This window comes from Streptomyces sp. NPDC050560, assembly GCF_044457285.1.
In the GTDB taxonomy this organism is placed as follows: domain Bacteria; phylum Actinomycetota; class Actinomycetes; order Streptomycetales; family Streptomycetaceae; genus Streptomyces.
The window spans coordinates 457243-475383 of record NZ_JBITGT010000001.1 but is presented as its reverse complement, the minus strand read 5'-3'; the positions used below and the strand labels follow the sequence as shown (position 1 = coordinate 475383).

Annotated in this window: 11 protein-coding genes; 5 read left to right on the top strand and 6 right to left on the bottom strand. The window is 74.1% G+C overall.

What is annotated here, in order from left to right; translation table 11 throughout:
- Positions 1 to 15 precede the first annotated feature (15 nt).
- Genes ACIBIW_RS01970 through ACIBIW_RS01950 form a run of 5 tightly spaced genes read right to left on the bottom strand, consistent with a single transcriptional unit; the run spans position 16 to position 5270 of the window.
- Complete coding sequence (locus tag ACIBIW_RS01970; RefSeq protein WP_399330867.1) at positions 16 to 840, bottom strand: 2,3-dihydro-2,3-dihydroxybenzoate dehydrogenase; 825 nt, start codon at positions 838 to 840, stop codon at positions 16 to 18.
- The gene (locus ACIBIW_RS01965; RefSeq protein ID WP_399330865.1) at positions 837 to 2321 is read right to left on the bottom strand and encodes an amidohydrolase family protein; all 1485 of its coding nucleotides are present in this window, start codon (positions 2319 to 2321) and stop codon (positions 837 to 839) included. Before ACIBIW_RS01965 ends, ACIBIW_RS01970 begins: the two co-directional genes overlap by 4 nt.
- Positions 2321 to 2587, bottom strand: a complete 267-nt coding sequence (locus ACIBIW_RS01960) for a phosphopantetheine-binding protein (RefSeq protein ID WP_399330863.1) — start codon at positions 2585 to 2587, stop codon at positions 2321 to 2323. Before ACIBIW_RS01960 ends, ACIBIW_RS01965 begins: the two co-directional genes overlap by 1 nt.
- Before the next feature lies 1 nt (position 2588).
- Positions 2589 to 4208 (bottom strand): (2,3-dihydroxybenzoyl)adenylate synthase, encoded by a 1620-nt coding sequence (locus ACIBIW_RS01955; protein WP_399330861.1) that lies wholly within the window; start codon positions 4206 to 4208, stop codon positions 2589 to 2591.
- Positions 4209 to 4217: 9 nt separating this feature from the next.
- Entirely contained in the window at positions 4218 to 5270 is a 1053-nt protein-coding gene (locus ACIBIW_RS01950; RefSeq protein WP_399330859.1) for a ketoacyl-ACP synthase III family protein, read from the bottom strand.
- Between the two features lie 488 nt (positions 5271 to 5758).
- Between ACIBIW_RS01950 and ACIBIW_RS01945 the strand changes: the two genes are divergently transcribed.
- Both ACIBIW_RS01945 and ACIBIW_RS01940 read left to right on the top strand, forming a co-directional pair.
- Complete coding sequence (locus ACIBIW_RS01945; RefSeq protein ID WP_399330857.1) at positions 5759 to 7069, top strand: phenylacetate--CoA ligase family protein; 1311 nt, start codon at positions 5759 to 5761, stop codon at positions 7067 to 7069.
- Positions 7070 to 7184: 115 nt separating this feature from the next.
- Positions 7185 to 12434: a type I polyketide synthase gene (locus ACIBIW_RS01940; RefSeq protein WP_399330855.1), complete on the top strand. Its 5250-nt coding sequence runs from the start codon at positions 7185 to 7187 to the stop codon at positions 12432 to 12434.
- A gap of 94 nt (positions 12435 to 12528) precedes the next feature.
- Here the strand turns inward: ACIBIW_RS01940 and ACIBIW_RS01935 are convergent, their stop codons facing one another.
- Entirely contained in the window at positions 12529 to 13227 is a 699-nt protein-coding gene (locus ACIBIW_RS01935) for a TetR/AcrR family transcriptional regulator (protein WP_399330853.1), read from the bottom strand.
- A 415-nt stretch (positions 13228 to 13642) separates the two neighbouring features.
- Between ACIBIW_RS01935 and ACIBIW_RS01930 the strand changes: the two genes are divergently transcribed.
- From ACIBIW_RS01930 to ACIBIW_RS01920, 3 genes are all read left to right on the top strand, one after another.
- Entirely contained in the window at positions 13643 to 15196 is a 1554-nt protein-coding gene (locus ACIBIW_RS01930) for an MFS transporter (RefSeq protein ID WP_399330851.1), read from the top strand.
- A gap of 321 nt (positions 15197 to 15517) precedes the next feature.
- On the top strand, positions 15518 to 17488 hold the full coding sequence (locus ACIBIW_RS01925; RefSeq protein WP_399330849.1) for a BTAD domain-containing putative transcriptional regulator: 1971 nt from the start codon (positions 15518 to 15520) through the stop codon (positions 17486 to 17488).
- Between the two features lie 298 nt (positions 17489 to 17786).
- A complete protein-coding gene (locus ACIBIW_RS01920) occupies positions 17787 to 18053 on the top strand; it encodes an acyl carrier protein (RefSeq protein ID WP_399330847.1) in 267 nt (88 codons plus the stop codon).
- Positions 18054 to 18141: the final 88 nt, after the last annotated feature.

The window sequence follows — 18141 nt, the reverse complement described above, 5'->3', positions numbered from 1 at the left end:
TGCGGGGCGGGTGGTTCAGGCGCCGAGGGAGGCGCCGCCGTCCACGGTCAGGTCGTGCATGGTGATGTGGGCGGAGCGCTCGGAGAGCAGGAACAGCACGGCGTCGGCGATGTGCGAGGGCTCGGCGACCCGGCCGAGCGGGATGCCGACCCGGAAGGTGTCGGGGGTGCCGTCCACCGAGGCGGACACGGCGGCGTCGCCCTGGAGCGCGGTGAGCATCGCGGTACGGGTCGAGCCGGGCGCGACCGTGTTGCAGCGCACCCCGTGGCGGGCCAGTTCGAGGCCGAGGCACTTGGTGAACATCGAGGACGCCGCCTTGGACGCCGCGTACGCGGCCAGCGTCGCGCGCGGTGTCACCGCGGCGTTGGACGCGATCGTCACGATGGAGCCGTGCCCGCGCTCCACCATGCGCCTGGACACCGCGCGGCTGACGTGGAACACCCCGCTGGTGTTCACCCCGAAGATGAAGTTCCAGTCCTCGTCGGTCAGTTCACCCGTCGGCTTGCTGCGCAGCACCCCGGCGCCGTTCACCAGGTAGGAGATGGCGCCGAGTTCTGCCTCGATCTTGTCGACGGCGATGTCCACCGCCGCGCTGTCGGTGACGTCCACCGCGAGCGGCAGCACCCCGGAGCCCGCGGCGTCCAGTTCCGCCGCCAGCTCCCACAGTGCCACGACATCGCGGTCGAGCAGGGCCACCGGCACCCCGGCCCGGGCGAGCGCCCTGGCCACCCCGGCGCCGATACCGCCCGCCGCGCCGGTCACCACGGCCACCCCCGACCAGTCGGAGCCGGCCGCGGGGGCGGCGGGGCGCGTTGCTGTCTCGTATGTGCTGCTGTTCATCGGTTCACCTGTCCCAGTACTCGGTCGATCGCTTCCGCGGGCACCTTGAGCACCCGCCCGGTGAAGCCCGCCAGGGATTCCAGGTAGCGCGCGCGCAGCGCCGCCTCGTCGACCTCGACGCCCCGCCCGTTCTCGACGAGTACGCGGCCGCCGACCAGCACGGTGTGCACGTCCGCCGACCCGGAGAGCCACAGGAAGCTCTCCAGCGGGCGCGGGTTGAGCAGGTAGCGCCAGTCATCGGCGCGCACCAGCAGCAGGTCGGCCTGCTTGCCGGGTTCGAGGCTGCCGACGGCGTCGTTCCAGCCGAGGCCACGGGCGGCGATACGGGTGCCCATCGCCAGCGCGTCGGTGGGCAGCACCTCGGTCTGGTCCGCGCTCATCTCGTTGTACATCTGCCAGGCCGCGCGCATGGTCTCGGCGATCCCGGCGCCGGGCAGCGCCGCCGCGTCCGTCGAGAGCGACACGTCGAGCCCGGCCCTGCGCAGTGCGGGCACCACCCCGGTCTCGGTGAGCGCGGACTCGCCCGAGGGGCCGTACTTGCCGGGAGAGTGGCTGATGTGGGCGTGCGCGGCGAGCATCAGCTTCTGCTCGTCCTCGTCGAGGAACGCGCAGTGCCCGGCCATCAACCGCTCGTCCACCAGGCCGTGCCCGGCCAGCCTGCGGAGCCCGGTGTCGCCGTAGTAGCGGCGCATCAGGTCGGCCTCGTGCCGCAGCGCCCCCACGTGGGTGGAGAACGGCAGCCCGTGCCGCGCGACGAGGTCGCCCATGCCGCGGGCGAGTTCGTCGGTCATGTTGGTGACGTACGAGACGTTGGGCCTGGCCCTGAGACGGCCCGTGGTGTCGGCCTCGGCCTCCCGCAGCAGCGCCTCGAAGCCGGCCAGCACGGTGTCGGTGTCGCGGGTGCGGGTGAACCGGGACTCGCCCGGCGCGCACACCGCGTCCGCGGCCCAGGTGCTCGCGGAGAACCGCAGGCCGAGGCGGCGGGCCGCGGCCACCATGGCCGAGGGCCGGTTGAGGGAGCCCATGTCGCCGAGGGTGGTCACACCGCCCCGTAGCTGGGTCCACATCGAGTACTCGGCGATGGCCTGCGCCTCGTCCGGCGCCATGGCCTCGATCAGCGGGTCGAAGCGGTCGAAGGTGGCGGAGATCTGGTGCATGTCACCGCCGCCGCCCATGAATCCGACCTGGTCCTCGCGGTCGGAGACCGGGCGCAGCGCGCCGCGCATGGTGAAGCCCATGGCGAACATCTCGTGCCAGTGGGCGTTCACGAAGCCGGGCAGTACCATCATCCGGCTGGCGTCGACGGTGCGCAGACCGGCCCGCACGGCCGGATCGAGCGCGGCGGCCTGCCGCGCGACCTCGTCGGCGGGGCCGACCGCGGCGACGGTGTCGTCCACGACCAGCACGGCCCCGCGGGCGTGCACGGTCTCCTCGGCGTCGGCGGTGTAGACGGTGCCGCCGGTGATCAGCCGGGCGGTCATCACGCCGGCTCCGCGCTCGGCGCGGCGGGGGCGAGCGAGGCGAAGTGCGCGAGCCAGCCGTTCAGGGTGGGCGCCGCGACCAGCGCGTCGAACTGGACCGGCACCTTCGCCTTGCGCCAGCGGCTGACAAGACGCATGATCTCCAGCGAACTCAGGCCGAGCAGGACCAGGTTGCCGTCCGGCTCGATCTCGTCGGGCGCCAAGCCGAGCAGCGGCGCGACGATCGCGCGCAGTTCGCCTTCTGCGGGGAGCGTAGAGGTGTCCACGTCAGCCTTCCTGGTCGGACGCGGCGTGTGCGGCCAGCGCCTTCTTGTCGACTTTGCCGAGGGGGGTCAGGGGGAGCTCGGGCAGGTAGCGGACCACGTCGGGCAGCTTGTAGTCGGCGACACCGCGGGCGTGCACGGACTTCTTGAGGTCGGCGAGCGGGACCTCGGCGCCCGCCGCGACGAGGAACGCGCAGATCCGCTCGCCGAGGAACGGGTCGGGCACCCCGATCACCGCCGCCGCGGCCACCCCGGGGTGGGCCAGCAGCAGGTCCTCGACCTCGCCCGCGGCGACCTTGTCGCCGCCGCGGATGATGGTCTCCTTGATGCGGCCCTCGATCACCAGGTCGCCGTCCTCGGTGAGCCTGGCGAGGTCGCCGCTGCGGTAGAAGCCGTCGGGGGTGAAGGCGCGCCGGTTGTAGTCGGGCACCCGGTAGTAGCCGCGCAGCGTGTACGGGCCGCGGGTGACTAGCTCGCCCACCTCGCCGGGCGGCAGCACGGTGCCGTCGCCGGCCACGATGCGCACCTCGTCGGCGTCGGAGATCGGCCTGCCCTGGGTGGTGAGCACCGCCTCCTCGGGGTCGTCGGGCCTGCTGAACGTGAGCAACCCCTCCGCCATGCCGAACACCTGCTGGAGCCGGGCGCCGAGGGTGGGGGTGATCCGCTCGGTGAACTCGCGCGGCATCCGCGCCCCGCCCACCTGCACGAGCCGCAGGCTCGACAGGTCGTCCTCGGCCCACTCGGCGGCTTCGAGCCAGAGCGTCATGATGGACGGCACCATCGCGGTGACGGTGGCCCCGTGCTCCTCGACGAGCGGGAAGCAGTCCAGCGGGTTGGGGGTGTCGGCGAGGACGACGGTGCCGCCGGTGTGGAAGGTGCCGACCACGCCGGGGCAGCCGAAGGCGAAGTTGAACTCGATCGGCAGCACGGCCAGATAGACGTCGTCCTCGGTCAACTCGCAGACGCGGGCGGCCTGGTGGGACATGTAGACGTAGTCGTTGTGGGTGCGCGGTATCAGCTTGGGCAGCGCCGTCGTACCGCCGGAGAGCAGGAAGAACGCCACGTCGGACGCGGCGGGTTCGGGCAGCGGGCGGGGCTCGGGCACCGCCGACTCCACCTCGGCCACCGACACGAACCCGTCGGTCTTGGCGCCCAGCACGAACAGCGTCCTGAGGGTGGTGGTGTCGCCCTGCACCTGGCGGGCGAGGTCGCGGAAGTCGAAGCCGCGGTGGGTCTCGGGCACCAGGTAGGCGACGGCGCCGCTCAGCTCCACCAGGTGGGTGATCTCGGTGGCGCGGTGCGCGGGCAGTGAGAACACCACCTTCACCCCGAGCCGCATCAGGCCGAACGCGATCGCCACGAAGTCCGGCACGTTGGGGAGCTGCACCACGACCCGGTCCCCGGCGCGCAGCCCGTGCGCGGCGAACCCGGCGGCCAGCCGGTCGGCCCAGCGGTCGAGTTCCGCGTAGCCGACGCGGCGCCCGCCGTGCACGAGCGCGGCCTTGTCGCCGTGGGCGCGGGCCGCGCGGCGCAGCACCTCGCCCATGGTCTCGCCGCGCCACAGGCCCTCCTCGCGGTAGCGGGAGGCGAACTCCTCGGGCCAGGGGGTGAATCCGTCGAGCATCGCGCGCCCCTACGCCGACTCGCCCGCGGGCGCCCCGGGGGCCGCCTCGGCGATTCGGACGACGGCGGCCGCGGCCTCCATGCCGGTGCTCGCGCCGACCAGCAGCACATGGTCGCCCGGCCGCACCTGTCCTGTGCGCCACACGTGTTCGAGGCCGAGGAAGAGGTCGGCGGCGCCGGTGTGGCCGACGGTGTTGACGTAGTCCCAGACCGTCTTCTCCTCGGGCACGTCGAGCGGCAGCAGGAACATCGCCTCAAGGGCCGGGCGGGCGAAGCCGACGTGGCACACCTTCGCGACCTGGTCGAACGTGAGCCCGGCCTGCTTCAGGGTGTTCTCGACGACTTCGGCGACCCGGTCGCCGAAGTTCTTGATGGGCGGCGCCTGCCCCGCGGCCCACTGCTCGCGCACCTTCTCGGCGCGCTCCGCGAAGTTCAGGCCCCTGCCGCGGGTGACACCGGGCGGGAACAGCTCCTCGCCCGCCCGGTGCAGGATCTCCATCGAGGAGTCCGACAGCGAGTCGAGCGCCAGCAGCTCGGCGAAGCCGGAGCGGCGCGAGAGGACGAGTGCGGAGCCCGCGTCGGCGAGCACGAACAGGCTCGACGCCCGCCAGCGGTCGACGCCGGGCGTGGAGTAGTTGTCGCCCGTGGTGATGAGCGCGGCCTCGTGGGTGGGGTTGGCGATCAGCCGGTTCGCGGCGATGTCCACCGACGCCAGCATGCCGAGGCAGCCCTGCTTGACCTCGACGGCGGGCACCGGCCGCTCGACGGTGTTGTTCAGGATGTAGTGCACCGCCGACCAGCCGTCGGGGCCCTGGTGGTGGGTGTAGCTGTGCAGCAGGATGCCGATGTCGTCCGGGCCGTGCCCGGACCCGGCGAGCGCCGCCCGCGCCGCGTCGATCGCCATGTGCGGGGCGGGCGTGGACTCGCTGACGGCGGCCGAGCGCATGCCGGAGGACTGCCGGGCCTGCTCGTCGTAGAGCCCTTCCGCGACCGCGCGCTCGGCGGGGATCAGGGGCGGCAGATGGCTGCCGATCCCGGCGAGATACAGGTTCTCAGTCCTCATCGAGCCGACTCCTTCGTGTCGTGGCACGTCCTGGTGGCTGTCCGAAAGCGCCTGTCGCGGCGGTGGCGCGGGCCCGGTGCCGAAGTGGCGGTGTGAGCGGGGCGGACAGGGGTAGCTGGTGGGTGCCCGACCGGGGTGCGGTGCCCGCGGCCCCCGGGGGTGCCACGGCCGCGCGGCGGGCGGCTGGTGTCTCGTCGGCAAGCACAGCACCGGTACGGCGGTGCCTCATGAGTAGGCGGTACTCAACCGCCGCGGGCGCCCCCGGTGGCGCCACCACCCCCCGTGCACCCGCCCACCCCGGGCACCAGGTGGCCGCGCGGCCGGCCGATTTGAGTGGCGACTACTCGCGTGCGCGGCCGCCCCGGGTGGTGTCCTGCTACTGCGCGGCCGCCGTGCGGACCCGGCCGTGTCCCGCGGAGACCCGCAGGACACGCCCCGGCACGCGGCGGGAGCGAGCCGACGAAGGGCACTCACGAGGGGGAGTCCAGATGACGTTGTCCCGTCCGGAACCGGGCGACTGGTCAAGCTCCGCGGAACTGGCCGAACTCCAGCGGTCCCAGCTCCCGAGAGTCATGGCGCAGGCCCTGAAGTCGCCGTTCTACGCGGCACGTTACGAGGGCCGCACCCCGCCCCGTGACGCCGACGACTTCGGCGGCGTCGAGCTGACGACCAAACAGGACCTGCGCGACCAGTACCCGTTCGGGATGCTGGCGGTGCCGCGCGAGCAGCTCGCCACCTACCACGAGTCCAGCGGCACCGCGGGCCGGCCCACCGCCTCGTACTACACCGAGGGCGACTGGGTGGACCTCGCCGAGCGGTTCGCCCGCAAGTGGACCGGCATCGACCCCTCGGACACCTTCCTGGTGCGCACCCCCTACGGACTCGTCATCACCGGGCACCTCGCCCAGGCCGCGGGACGGCTGCGCGGCGCCACCGTCATCCCCGGCGACGCGCGCTCGCTCGCGACCCCGCTGTCCCGGATGGTGCGCGTCCTGAAGACCCTCGACGTGACCCTCACCTGGTGCAACCCCACCGAGATCACCATGCTCGCGGCGGCGGCGAAGGCGGCGGGGCTCCGCCCCGACCAGGACTTCCCCGCGCTGCGCGCCATGTTCACCGCCGCCGAGCCGCTGACCGCGGTGCGCAGGCGGCGGCTGAGCGAGGTGTGGGGCGGTGTGCCGCTCGTCGAGGAGTACGGCTCCACCGAGACCGGCACCATCGCGGGCCAGTGCCCCGAGGGCAGGATGCACCTGTGGGCCGACCGCGCCGTCTTCGAGGTGTACCACCCGGAGACCGGGGAGCTGACCACCTCCGGGCGCGGCCAGATGGTCGTCACCCCGCTGTACCGGGACGCGATGCCGCTGCTGCGCTACAACCTCGCCGACGAGGTCGAGGTGTCCGAGGCGCCCTGCCCCTGCGGCTGGCTGCTGCCGACCGTGACCGTCCTCGGCAGGGCGGGTGACGGGCACCGGGTCGGTGACGGCACCGTCACCCAACAGCGCCTCGAAGAGCTGGTGTTCTCGCTGCCCGCCGCCTATGAGGTGCTGTTCTGGCGGGCGATGGCCCACCGCGACGTGCTGCGGATCGAGTTCGAGGCCCCCGACGAGGTACGCGGCCAGGCCGTCAAGGAGCTGGGCGAGGCCGTCGACCGCGAACTCGGCGTCCCGCACCGGGTCACCGGGCTGCCGCTCGGCGGTCTTGTGTCGCCCGAGGCGCTGCGTACGCCGCGGGACATTCTCAAGGCGCGGTACCTCTTCGCCGAGGGCGAGGACTGGGACAAGGCCATCATGTACTTCTGAGTGGTCACCGGTTTTCGGCTCTCCGTTTCGTCGGGGGGTGTGGGGAGTTGCCCGCCCGCCCGATCCCGCCTCCTACCACCATCCCCCCGTCGTCCCCCGAGAACGGCATCCAATCGTGAGCGGTGACTCCATGAGCGCGCTGTCCTCCCTGCCCCCGAGCCCCGCCGAGCCGGTTGCGGTCGTCGGCATCGGCTGCCGCTTCCCCGGCGGCGCCGACTCCCCGCAGGCCCTGTGGGACCTGCTGATGGACGCGGTGGACGCGTCCGGACCCGTACCCGAGGAGCGGTGGGCGCCCCAGCGGGCCCAGTCGCGGGAGAACGCGGCCGTGCTGACCCGGGTGAGCCCGAACGGCTCCTTCCTCGGCGACATCTCCGGCTTCGACGCCGCCTTCTTCGGCATCTCGGCCACCGAGGCCCGCCAGCTCGACCCCCAGCAGCGCATCGCGCTCGAAGTCGCCTGGGAGGCCCTGGAGCACGCAGGCATCCCCGCGACCTCGCTCGCGGGCACCGACACCGGGGTGTTCCTCGGCGTCGGCACCGACGACTACGGGCGCCGCCTGCTGGAGGACCTGCCGGGCGTCGAGGCGTGGACCGGTATCGGCTCCTCGCTGTGCGGGGTGCCCAACCGCATCTCCTACACGCTCGACCTGCGCGGCCCCTCGCTCGCCGTCGACACCGCCTGCTCGTCCTCGCTCGTCGCGCTGCACCAGGCGTGCGCGAGCCTGCGCGCGGGCGAGGTGCCCCTCGCGCTCGCGGGCGGCATCATGCTGATGGCGGGCCCAGGACTCACCACCGTCCTCGACCGGGCGGGCGCCATCTCGGGGGACGGCCGCTCCAAGGCGTTCGACGACGCCGCCAACGGCTACGGGCGCGGCGAGGGCTGCGGCGTCGTCGTCCTCAAGCTGCTCTCCGCCGCGCGGCGCGACGGCGACCGGGTGCTCGGGCTGATCCGCGGCAGCGCCGTCCACCAGGACGGCCGCACCGACGGCATCATGGCGCCGAGCCCCACCGCGCAGGCCCATCTGATGCGCAGGGCCTACGAGGCCGCCGGGGTCGTCCCGGGCGACGTCGACTACGTGGAGGCGCACGGCACCGGCACCCGGGTCGGCGACCCCATCGAGGCGTCGGCGCTCGCCGAGGTCGTCGGGGCGCGCACCGACGCCGCGCGGCCCTGCCTGATCGGCTCCGTGAAGACCAACATCGGGCACTGCGAGGCCGCCGCCGGGATCGCCGGGCTGATCAAGACCGTGCTCGCCATGGAGCACGGGGTCATCCCGCCGACCCTCTCCACCAGCGGGCCGCGCACCGACATCCCCTGGCGGGAGTCGGGGCTGCGGCTGGTCACCGAGGCCACCGACTGGCCGGGGACCGGCCGCCCGCGCCTCGCGGGCGTGGCCAGCTACGGGTACGGCGGCACCATCGCCCACGTCGTCCTCGAACAGGCACCCCGTACCGACACACCCCGTACCGACACACCCCGTACCGACACGTCCGGCGCCGAGGAGACCGGCACCGGCACCCTCGCGCATACCGGCACCGGCACCGGCACCGGCTCCGAAGCGACCCCCCGGCTCACCCTCTACCCGCTCTCCTCCGCCACCGCGCCCGGTATCGCGGGACAGGCCGCGAGCCTGCTCGCCGCGCTCGACGGGCACGAGCCGGCCGACGTCGGCCACACCCTGGCGCACCGCCGCGCCCACCTCGCCTCCCGCGCCGCCGTGCTGGCCGGGGGGCGCGACGAACTCGCCCGGGGCCTCGCCGCGTTGGCCGGGGGCGAGAGCGACCCCGCGGTCGTCACCGGCGAGCCCACAGGGCCCGCGGCCGACCCGGTGTGGGTGTTCTCGGGGCACGGCTCCCAGTGGGCCGGCATGGGGCGGCAACTCCTCGAAGAGGAACCGGTGTTCGCCGCCGCCATCGACCGGCTCGGGCCGATATACGCCGAGGAGATGGGCATCACCCCGCGCGACGTCCTCACCCGGGGCGACCTCGGCTCCGTCGACGTCATCCAGTCCATGCTGTTCGCCATGCAGATCGGCCTCGTCGAGGTGTGGCGCAGGCACGGGGTGCGCCCCGGCGCGATCATCGGGCACTCGGTCGGCGAGATCGCCGCCGCCGTCACCGCGGGGGTGCTCGACGAGGCGGACGGCGCCCGCCTCATCTGCCGCCGCTCCATGCTGCTGCGCAAGGTCGCGGGCAAGGGCGCCATGATCATGGTGGACCGGCCGTTCGACGAGGCCGCCGAGCGCGTCGCCGCCTCCGGCATCCCCGGCACCCTCTGCGCCGCCATCGCCGCCGCGCCCTCGTCCACCGTCGTCGCGGGCGACATCGACGCGGTGGACCGCGCCGCCGCCGAGTGGGCGGGGCTCGGCTGGACGGTCCGCCGCGTCGACTCCGACGTCGCCTTCCACAGCGGCCACATGGACGAGGCCGCCGCCGACCTCGCCGCGGCCGTCGCCGACCTGCGGCCGGGCGAGCCCGGGGTGCCGCTGTACCTCACCGCGGTCGACGACCCCCGCTGCGGCCGCCGCCAGGACGCCGGCTACTGGGCCGACAACCTGCGCAACCCGGTACGCTTCCAGCAGGCCGTGGCCGCGGCGGTCGAGGACGGCCACCGGGTGTTCCTGGAGATCTCCGCGCACCCCGTCGTCAGCCACTCCGTCACCGAGATGACCACGGGGCTGCCCGGCGCCCTCGTCCGGCCCACCCTGCGCCGCAACAAGCCCGAGAAGGCGACCCTGCTCACCTCGCTCGCCGCCCTGCACTGCGCGGGCGTCCCGGTCGACTGGCGCGTCCTCCAGCCCACCGGCCGCCTCGCCGAACTGCCCGTCCACGCCTGGCAGCACGAGCGGCACTGGGTCGACGCCCGCGCGGGCGCGGACGAGCCGCCCGTCGACACCCTGCTCGGCACCCCCACCGCCGTGCACGGCTCACGCACCCGGGTCTGGCAGACCACGCTCGACTTCCGCACCCGCCCCTACCCGCGCCGCCACCCGGTGCTCGGCACCGAGATCGTCCCCGCGGCGGTGCTCCTCAACACCTTCCTCACCGCGGCGGGCACCGACGAACTCGCCGACGTCCGGCTGCGCCAGCCCGTGGTGGTGCCCCAGCAGGAGACCCGGGAGGTGCAGATCGTGCACGACGAGGCCGGGCTCAGGCTCGTCTCGCGGCGCGTCGGCGCCCCCGACACCGCCTGGACCACCCACACCCTCGCGGCTCCCGGCACCGGGGAGCCCGTGACACCCGTCGCCGCCGGGCCCGCGGCCGAAGCGCTCGACCCGGGCTTCGTCGTCGAGCGGCTCGCCGAACTCGGCGTCGCCGACATGGGATACCCCTGGACCGTCGACGAACTGCACCGCGGCGACGCCACGTTGACCGCGACCGCGACCGCACCGCTGGACCGTAGCTGGGCCGCGGTCCTGGACGCCGCGCTCTCCATGGCCTCCGTCATCTTCCCGGGCCCCGCGGCCTTGCGCATGCCCGCCCGCATCGACCAGGTGCTGCGCGCCGGGGCCCCGCCGCGCCGCGCCGCCATCGCCGTACGCCTCGACCCCGAGCGGCCCACCACCGTGCACGTCGACATCCGCGGCCTGGCGGAGGACTCCGGCTCCGCGCTGTCGCTGCGCGGGCTGCACTACGGGGAGCTTGACGGCGAGCTGTCGGAGGAGGAGCGGAGCACCGGGGGCCGCTTCAGGACCGACTGGCACCCCTTCCCCGTGGACACCACCGCACGCACCACCCTCGGCGGCCGTACGGTCCTGGTGCTCGGGCCGCTCGCGCTCGCCCGCTCCCTGGTGCCGGAGGCCGCGGCCCACGGCGCCACCGTCAGCGTCGACAGGGCGGCGCTCGCCGACGCCGACCACGTGCTGTTCGCGCCCGGCGCGATGCACCAGGGCGGGCTCGAACCGGCTGATGTGGCGGCCGAGTTCACCCGGCTCGTCGCCGATGTCGCGGCGCTGCCCGAGCGCCGCCCCGTGCTGTGGTGCCTGACCGGCGGCGTCCGCGAGGCGGCCACGGACGGCGCGCTCGCGCAGGCCCCGCTGTGGGGCATGGGCCGCGTCGCGGCCAGCGAGCACCCCGAGTTCTGGGGCGGCGTCATCGACCTGCCCGCCGGGCAGCTCACCGAGGTCCCGGCCAGGCTGCTGCTCAACCTGCTGCATCTGCGCCCCGCGGAGCCGGTGCTCGCCGTCACCGCGGACGGCGCCCTGGTGCCGCGCCTGGTGCCCGCGGAACTCGGCCAGGACACCGCGCCGTTCACCTGCCGCCCGGACGGCACCTACCTGGTCACCGGCGGCCTCGGGGTGCTCGGCCTCGAACTCGCCTGGCACCTCGCGGAGCGCGGCGCCCGCCGGATCGTGCTGCTCGGCCGCACCCCGATGCCGCCGCGCGCCGAGTGGTCCGACGACGACCCCCGGGTCCAGGCGGTACGCCGCCTGGAGGGCGCCGGAGTCACGGTGCGTACCGTCGCGGCCGACATCACCGACGCGGCGGCCACGAGGAGGGAGCTGGAAGCGCTCCAACTCCCGCCCGTACGGGGCGTGGTGCACGCCGCGGGCACCGTGCACAGCGCGCTGCTGCACCGGCTCGACGAGGCGGACCTGCGCGCCGTGATGCGGCCCAAGACCGAGGGCGCGCTCGTCCTGCACGGCCTCTTCCCGCCCGGCGTCACCGACTTCTTCGTGCTGTTCTCGTCCGCGGGGCCGCTGCTCGGGCTGCCGGGCCAGGGCGCGTACGCCGCCGCCAACACGTTCCTCGACGTACTGGCCGCGTACCGGCGCCGCGGCGGCCACCGGGAGTCGGTGTCGCTCGCCTGGACGAGCTGGCGCGGGCTCGGCATGGCGACGTCGGCCGAGGCGACCGACGTGGAGCTGCACGCCCGCGGCACCACCGACATCGCCCCCGACCACGCCTTGCGCGCCTTCGACCAGACGCTCGCCGACCAGGGCGGCGCGCTGGTCGCGGTGCTGGGGCTGCTGCGCGGGCACACCGGGCCGCGCCCCGCGCTGCTGGCGGAACTCGCCGCAGGCGACACGGGCCAGCCCGCCGAGGTGCCGGACTGGGTGGGCCTCAGCGGCGACGAACTGGCCGCGTACCTGCTCGACGACGTGCGGGCCAGGGTCGCTTCCGTGCTCGGGGTGCGGGCCGACGCGGTCGGCGTCCACCGCCCGCTGACGGAGGCGGGGGTGGACTCCCTGCTCGCCGCGGCCGTACGCGTCGCCCTGGAGCGGGACCTCGGGGTCGCGCTGCCCGCGACGCTGCTGTGGAACTACCCGACCGTCGGCGAGATCGCGGGCTATCTGAGCACCGTGCTCGCCGACCACCACGGCCACGACAGGGAGCAGGAGCAGCAGGAGCAGGCCACGGCGTAGCGGCACGGCACGGCACACGGCACGGCACTGCACGGCACTGCACGGGGCCGCCGCCCTCCCGCACAGCGGGGGAGGGCGGCGGCCCCGCGGTCGCTCAGCGGCCCGCGAGCATCGCCTCTGCGCCGTCGAGCGAGCGCTCCACGGTGAAGCGGAAGAAGTCCGTCTCCTCGGCCGCGAGCGCCTCCGGGTCGGTGCCCCTGCCGCGGGCGCTCGTGCCCACCGCGGCGAGCCCGGGGCGGGACTCGTCCTCCGCGTAGGCGGCCATGGCGCGGCCCATGTCGGCGCGGGCGGTGGGGAAGCTGCCGCGGTCGTCCTCGACCGCGACGAGCGTGAAGGCGCTGTTGAAGAGGTACCGGTAGACCGTCGGCGCCTGGTCCCCGAAGCCGGCCTTCATCAGCACCCGGATGCCGGTGTCGATGGTGGGCAGCGCGGAGGGCACGTTCGGCCCCACCACGCACAGCCGCCGCGCCACCCCGGGGAACTCCCGCAGCACGGCGCGGCCGTCGACGAGCATGGCGCGGAACCACTCGCGCCACGGCTGCTCCTCGCCCGGCACGGGGATACGGGAGATCACCCGGTCGGTGATGCCCATGACGACCGCCTCGCGGTCCCCCACGTGGTGCGCCACCACCCCGGGCCACACGTCGAGCTTGGTGGCGATCTGGCGGATCGACCAGCCGTCGAGCCCCCGCTCACCGGTCAGCTCGACCGCGGCGTCGATGATCTGTTCCGCGGTGATGGGCGGGAGGCCAGCCGACGCCCGTGACCGGCGGCGAGGTGCAGAGTCAGCCATGACGAGAGACCTAACGCTCAGGGATGAGTGCCGAAGCGGCGCTACGAGGGCCCGGCTTCCGGGGGCCGTCCGACGGTTCCCGCCGGGGCCGCGACGCCAATTACCACACGGCCCCCGGGGCGCGTCCACGCGGCGCCCGACTGCCACCCCGCGGTCACGCCCCCGGACGCGTCCGCGACGTCGCGCCTTCCTGACGGCGCCACTTCGCGGCCACGCCCTCGCGGGCACCCTTTCACCCTAACCTATTAGCCACTGTCTAAGAGTCTGGTGTAGTCTCTTAGCCAGTGTCCAAGAGGTGTCGTGCGACCCCTCGGGCACGGCCGCCTGCCCCGGCAGGCGCGCCGACCCCCTCCCCACTCCCGTCCCGGCGCGGACCCCGTGCCGCGCCCGCCGAACCCTCGGAAGGCTCCACGCCATGCGCAAATGGATGCCGCTGCTCGCCGTGTGCCTCGGCACCTTCATGCTGCTGATCGACGTGACCATCGTCAGCGTCGCGCTGCCCCAGATGACCGACTCGCTCGACACCTCGTTCTCCGCGATGCAGTGGGTCGTCGACGTCTACGTCCTGGTCCTCGCCGCGCTGCTCATGGCGATCGGCTCGCTCTCCGACCTCGTGGGCGCCCGCCGGGTGTACCTGATCGGTCTGGTCGTCTTCGCGCTCGCCTCGCTGACCTGCGGCCTCGCCACCACCAGCGCGATGCTGATCGCGGCGCGCGGGGTGCAGGGCCTGGGCGCCGCCGCCATGTTCGCCACCAACTCCGCGCTGCTCGCCGACAACTACCGCGGCCGCGACCGCGGCATCGCCTTCGGGATGTGGGGCGCCGTCAACGGCGCCGCGGCCGCGGCGGGCCCGATCCTCGGCGGCCTGCTCACCGAACACCTCGACTGGCGCTGGATCTTCTACGTCAACCTGCCGGTCGCCGCGGTCGCGCTCTACATCGGCGCCCGGCACCTCGCCACCTCCGCGCGGCGCGCCGACCGGCGCGTCGACCTGCCGGGCACCGTCGGCTTCACCCTGGTCGCCACCCTGCTCATCTTCGCCCTCATCCGCGCGGGCGAGGAGGGCTGGGGCGCGGGCAGCACGCTCGCCCTGTTCGGCGGCGCCGCGGTCGCGCTGGTGGCGTTCGTCCTGGTCGAGCGGGGGCGGCGGGACCCGATGCTCGACCTCGGGCTGATCCGCACCCCGTCCTTCGCCACCCTGATGTTCGGCGCGGTCGTCTTCAGCGCCGCCGCGTTCGCCAACCTCGTCTACGTGTCCGTGTGGGCGCAGTCGGTGCTGCACTTCAGCCCGGTGAAGGCCGGTCTGATCCTGATGCCGTTCAGCGGGATGTCCTTCGTCGCCGCGGGACTCGGCGGGCGCTTCCTCGCGAACATGCCGCCCCAGTATCCGATCGGCGGCGGGCTCGTGCTGATCGGCGGCGGCTCGTTCCTCGAAATGTTCCTCACCGGCACCTCGGGGTGGACGGCGATGCTCGCGGGCTTCCTGGTCGCGGGCTTCGGCGTCGGCATCGCCTCGCCCATCCTCGCCTCCGCGGCCCTCGCCGCCGCGCCCCCCGACCGGGCCGGCATGGCGGGCGGCGCCGCCAACACCTTCCGCCAACTCGGCTTCGCGCTGGGCATCCCGGCCGTCGGCACCGTGCTGTCGGGCGCCGTCGCGAGCAAGCTCACCGGCAGCGGCCTCTTCGGCGACGGCGACGCCAAGGCCGACCTCGTCACCGGCGGCCAGGCCGACACCCTGCTCGCCGCCGTCCCCGAGGGCACCAGGGATGCCGCCCGGCGTACCGTCGAGGACGCCTACGCCTCGGGGCTCGACCAGGTCTTCCTGGTCGGCGGTGTCGCGGCGGTCGTCGCCGGCCTCCTCGTGCTGCTCCTCGTACGCCCCTCCGCGCGCCGCGAGGAGGCCCCCGCGCCGCGGCCGGCGGCCGAACCCCTCCAGACGGTCGGGGACGAAGGGCTCCGCGCGGGCTGAGTCCAGCTCTTCACGACACCTCCACATAACGCGCGACACATACGGCCGTGACACGGTGTCCGGGTCTTCGCCCCATCGGCGAAGACCCGGAGGCATGCACATTCCGGAAATCAGTTCGGCGGGCCAAACACCTTCGTGGTGGATTCGCGCGATAAAGCCGCACTCGGCTATTCACCCACCGGCAACGTGTTCGGTCCCCGGTGACGAAACTCTGCGCGCCCGTCACAATGGAGCGCATACTTGCCTGTTGGGGAACGGGTCAGCAAAGAGCCGCAAGCCTGTCTTCTAACCGTTCGTGCGACTGTACGTGAAAGGTGGGGGATGACCGAGGGGCGCGTGGGAGACGGTTTGCGGGCGGCCCGCATCAGGGCCGGATTGACCCAGGAAGAGGTGGCGCGCAGAGCCGGAATCAGCGTACGCACCCTGCGGCACATCGAACGCGGCCATGTGCGCACGCCCCGCCATCAGTCGCTGGACAGGCTGGCCCGCGTCGTCGGATACGAACTGTCCGCCACCCGCCGCCCCCGTACCACCGCGGCCCGCCCCGACTGGTCGCCCGTCCCCTGCGAGATACGCCTCCTCGGCCCCCCGGCGGTGCTCTACGGGGGCGCACCCGTGGCGCTCTCGCCGAAGCTGCGCGCGCTGCTCGGGCTGCTCGCCGTCCAGCCCGACCAGATCGTCAGGCACGACGAGATAGCCGACGTCCTGTGGCCCGACGAGCCCCCGCCGGGCAGCTCCAACCTCCTGCACAGCTACGCCGCGCGACTGCGCCGCGTCTTCGCCAGGGAGACCGACCACCGCGGCGGCGAGCACCGGATCAGAACGGTGCGCGGCGGCTACGCCTTCAACAGCGCGGGCGCCCACCTCGACCTGCGCGACTTCGAGGAGCGGGTCGCCAGGGCCGAGCGCACCGAGGCCGCCGACCCGCAGGCGGCCCTCGACCTGTACGGCGAGGCGCTGCGCGGCAGACGCGGCAGGCTCCTCCAGGACGTGCCCCAGCTCTGGCAGCACCCGGCCGCGGTGCGGGTCGCCCAGCGCCATGTCGACGTCGCCATCGACTGCGCCGACCTCGCGCTCGGCCTCGGCCGCCCCGCGTTCGCCGTCGAGCACCTCGCCGCCGCCGTCCACGACGAGCCGCTGCACGAGTCCCTCCAGGCCAGGATGATGCTCGCGCTCGCCGGCTCGGGCCGCCGCGCCGCCGCCCTGAACCTCTTCGCCGAGCTGCGGGTGCGGCTGCGCCAGGATCTTGGCGTCGAGCCGAGCGACGAGGTCTGGCGGGCACGGCACGCCATCCTCGCCGCCGAGTCGGGCGAGCCGCCGGGCGTCGCCGAGGCCGTCCTGACCTCCACGACGCTCTCCCGCACCCCGCTGCCCGCCGCGGCCTTCGAGCCCAGGGGCACAGGACTCGAACCCGTGCGCGGCCTCACCGTCCCCGCCCAACTCCCCTCGGCGCCGACCCCGTTCATCGGCCGACGGCAGCAACTCCAGGCCCTCGATGGCCTCCTCGACACCCGCAGGGGCGACGGCGCCTCGGCCGGGATCGGCGTCGTACACGGCCCGCGCGAGGTCGGCAAGAGCGCGCTCGCGGTGCGCTGGGCCCACCAGCGGCGCGGCGAGTTCCCCGACGGGCAGCTCTATGCCAACCTGCGCGCGAGCACCGAGCGGCCGCTCCAAGTCGCCACCGTGCTCACCCGCTTCCTGCACTCCCTCGGGGTGCGCGACGAGTGGCTGCCCGACAGCCCAGAGGAGTCGTCCGACCTGCTGCGCAGCCTCACCGCGGGGCGCCGCTTCCTGGTCCTGCTCGACGACGTCGGCGACCCCGACCAGGTGCGCCCGCTGCTGCCCGGCACCCCGGGCAACCTGGTGCTCGCCACCGGCAGGACCCCGCTGACGGGTCTCGTGGCCCGCGAGGGCGCCATCGCGATCCCCGTCGGCGTCCTCACGCCCCCGGAGTCGTACGCCCTCGTGGAGGCGTACCTCGGCGTCGCACGCACCGCCGCCGAGCCCGGCGCCACCGCGGAACTCGCCGCGCTCTGCGGCCATCTGCCGCTCACCCTGCGCACCGCGGCGGTACGCATCGCCGGGCGCCGCCCGCTGTCCATCGGCGCCGCCGCCGCGGAACTCAGGGGCACCGCCCACCACGGGCCGCGCGCCGCCGCCACGGCCGCCCCCGGATACCACACCGGCGCGCCCCGCACCCCGTCGAATTCCCCCGGAAAAACCCCGGAGAACCCCGGGGGGCCGCTCGCGCCAATGGCTGACACGGGCGCTGACAGCGCCGCCGAGAACTGACACCGGCTGCGCCACCGCCCGCACCCCCGGAAAACGCCCCAGCTCAGCGACCCCAATAACGGCGCCCCGGCCGCCCCCTGCCCTTTCCCCGGGCCCGTAAAGGCTTTTCGCGCCGCCGAGTTCGGTTGCCGAGGCGGGCGAGCGGTCATAGGTTCACGCTCGCGGAACGGTTTCCGCCGCCCGGCCCGTTGTGGCCCTCTTTGCTCATGCGCCCCCGCGCGTCGCCGCCGGGGAGTTCTCCCGGGAATGCCGCCCGGCACCGGCAGACGCGCGACAAGCCGTTCGGAGAGGATCGGAAATGGTGAAAATCACGGCCGAGGAGGCCCAGAAGTGGCTGATCGAGGAGATCGCACAGCGCCTCGGCACCGAACCGTCGCAGGTCCCCCCTGACCAGTACTTCGACGAGCTGGACCTCGACAGCACCGCCGCCCTGATCATCGCGGGCGAGATGGAGAAGTGGCTGGGCTTCGAACTGGGCACCACCGCCCTCTGGTACCACCCGACGATCGAGGCCCTGGCGGCGCACATCGCCGAGGAGTCCGAGCGGCGCACCGCCGCGGTGTGACGGCGGTGGGCCCGGGCGCCGGCACCCCCGGCCGAAGGCCCCGCGCCCACCGCGCCCCGCCGGGAGCGGCACACGGGCTCCCGGGGCC

Coding starts and splice junctions, on each gene's coding strand:
- ACIBIW_RS01970 (WP_399330867.1), bottom strand. CDS start 840: ATGAACAGCAGCACATACGAGACAGCAACGCGCCCCGCCGCCCCCGCG.
- ACIBIW_RS01965 (WP_399330865.1), bottom strand. CDS start 2,321: ATGACCGCCCGGCTGATCACCGGCGGCACCGTCTACACCGCCGACGCC.
- ACIBIW_RS01955 (WP_399330861.1), bottom strand. CDS start 4,208: ATGCTCGACGGATTCACCCCCTGGCCCGAGGAGTTCGCCTCCCGCTAC.
- ACIBIW_RS01950 (WP_399330859.1), bottom strand. CDS start 5,270: ATGAGGACTGAGAACCTGTATCTCGCCGGGATCGGCAGCCATCTGCCG.
- ACIBIW_RS01945 (WP_399330857.1), top strand. CDS start 5,759: ATGACGTTGTCCCGTCCGGAACCGGGCGACTGGTCAAGCTCCGCGGAA.
- ACIBIW_RS01935 (WP_399330853.1), bottom strand. CDS start 13,227: ATGGCTGACTCTGCACCTCGCCGCCGGTCACGGGCGTCGGCTGGCCTC.
- ACIBIW_RS01930 (WP_399330851.1), top strand. CDS start 13,643: ATGCGCAAATGGATGCCGCTGCTCGCCGTGTGCCTCGGCACCTTCATG.
- ACIBIW_RS01925 (WP_399330849.1), top strand. CDS start 15,518: ATGACCGAGGGGCGCGTGGGAGACGGTTTGCGGGCGGCCCGCATCAGG.
- ACIBIW_RS01920 (WP_399330847.1), top strand. CDS start 17,787: ATGGTGAAAATCACGGCCGAGGAGGCCCAGAAGTGGCTGATCGAGGAG.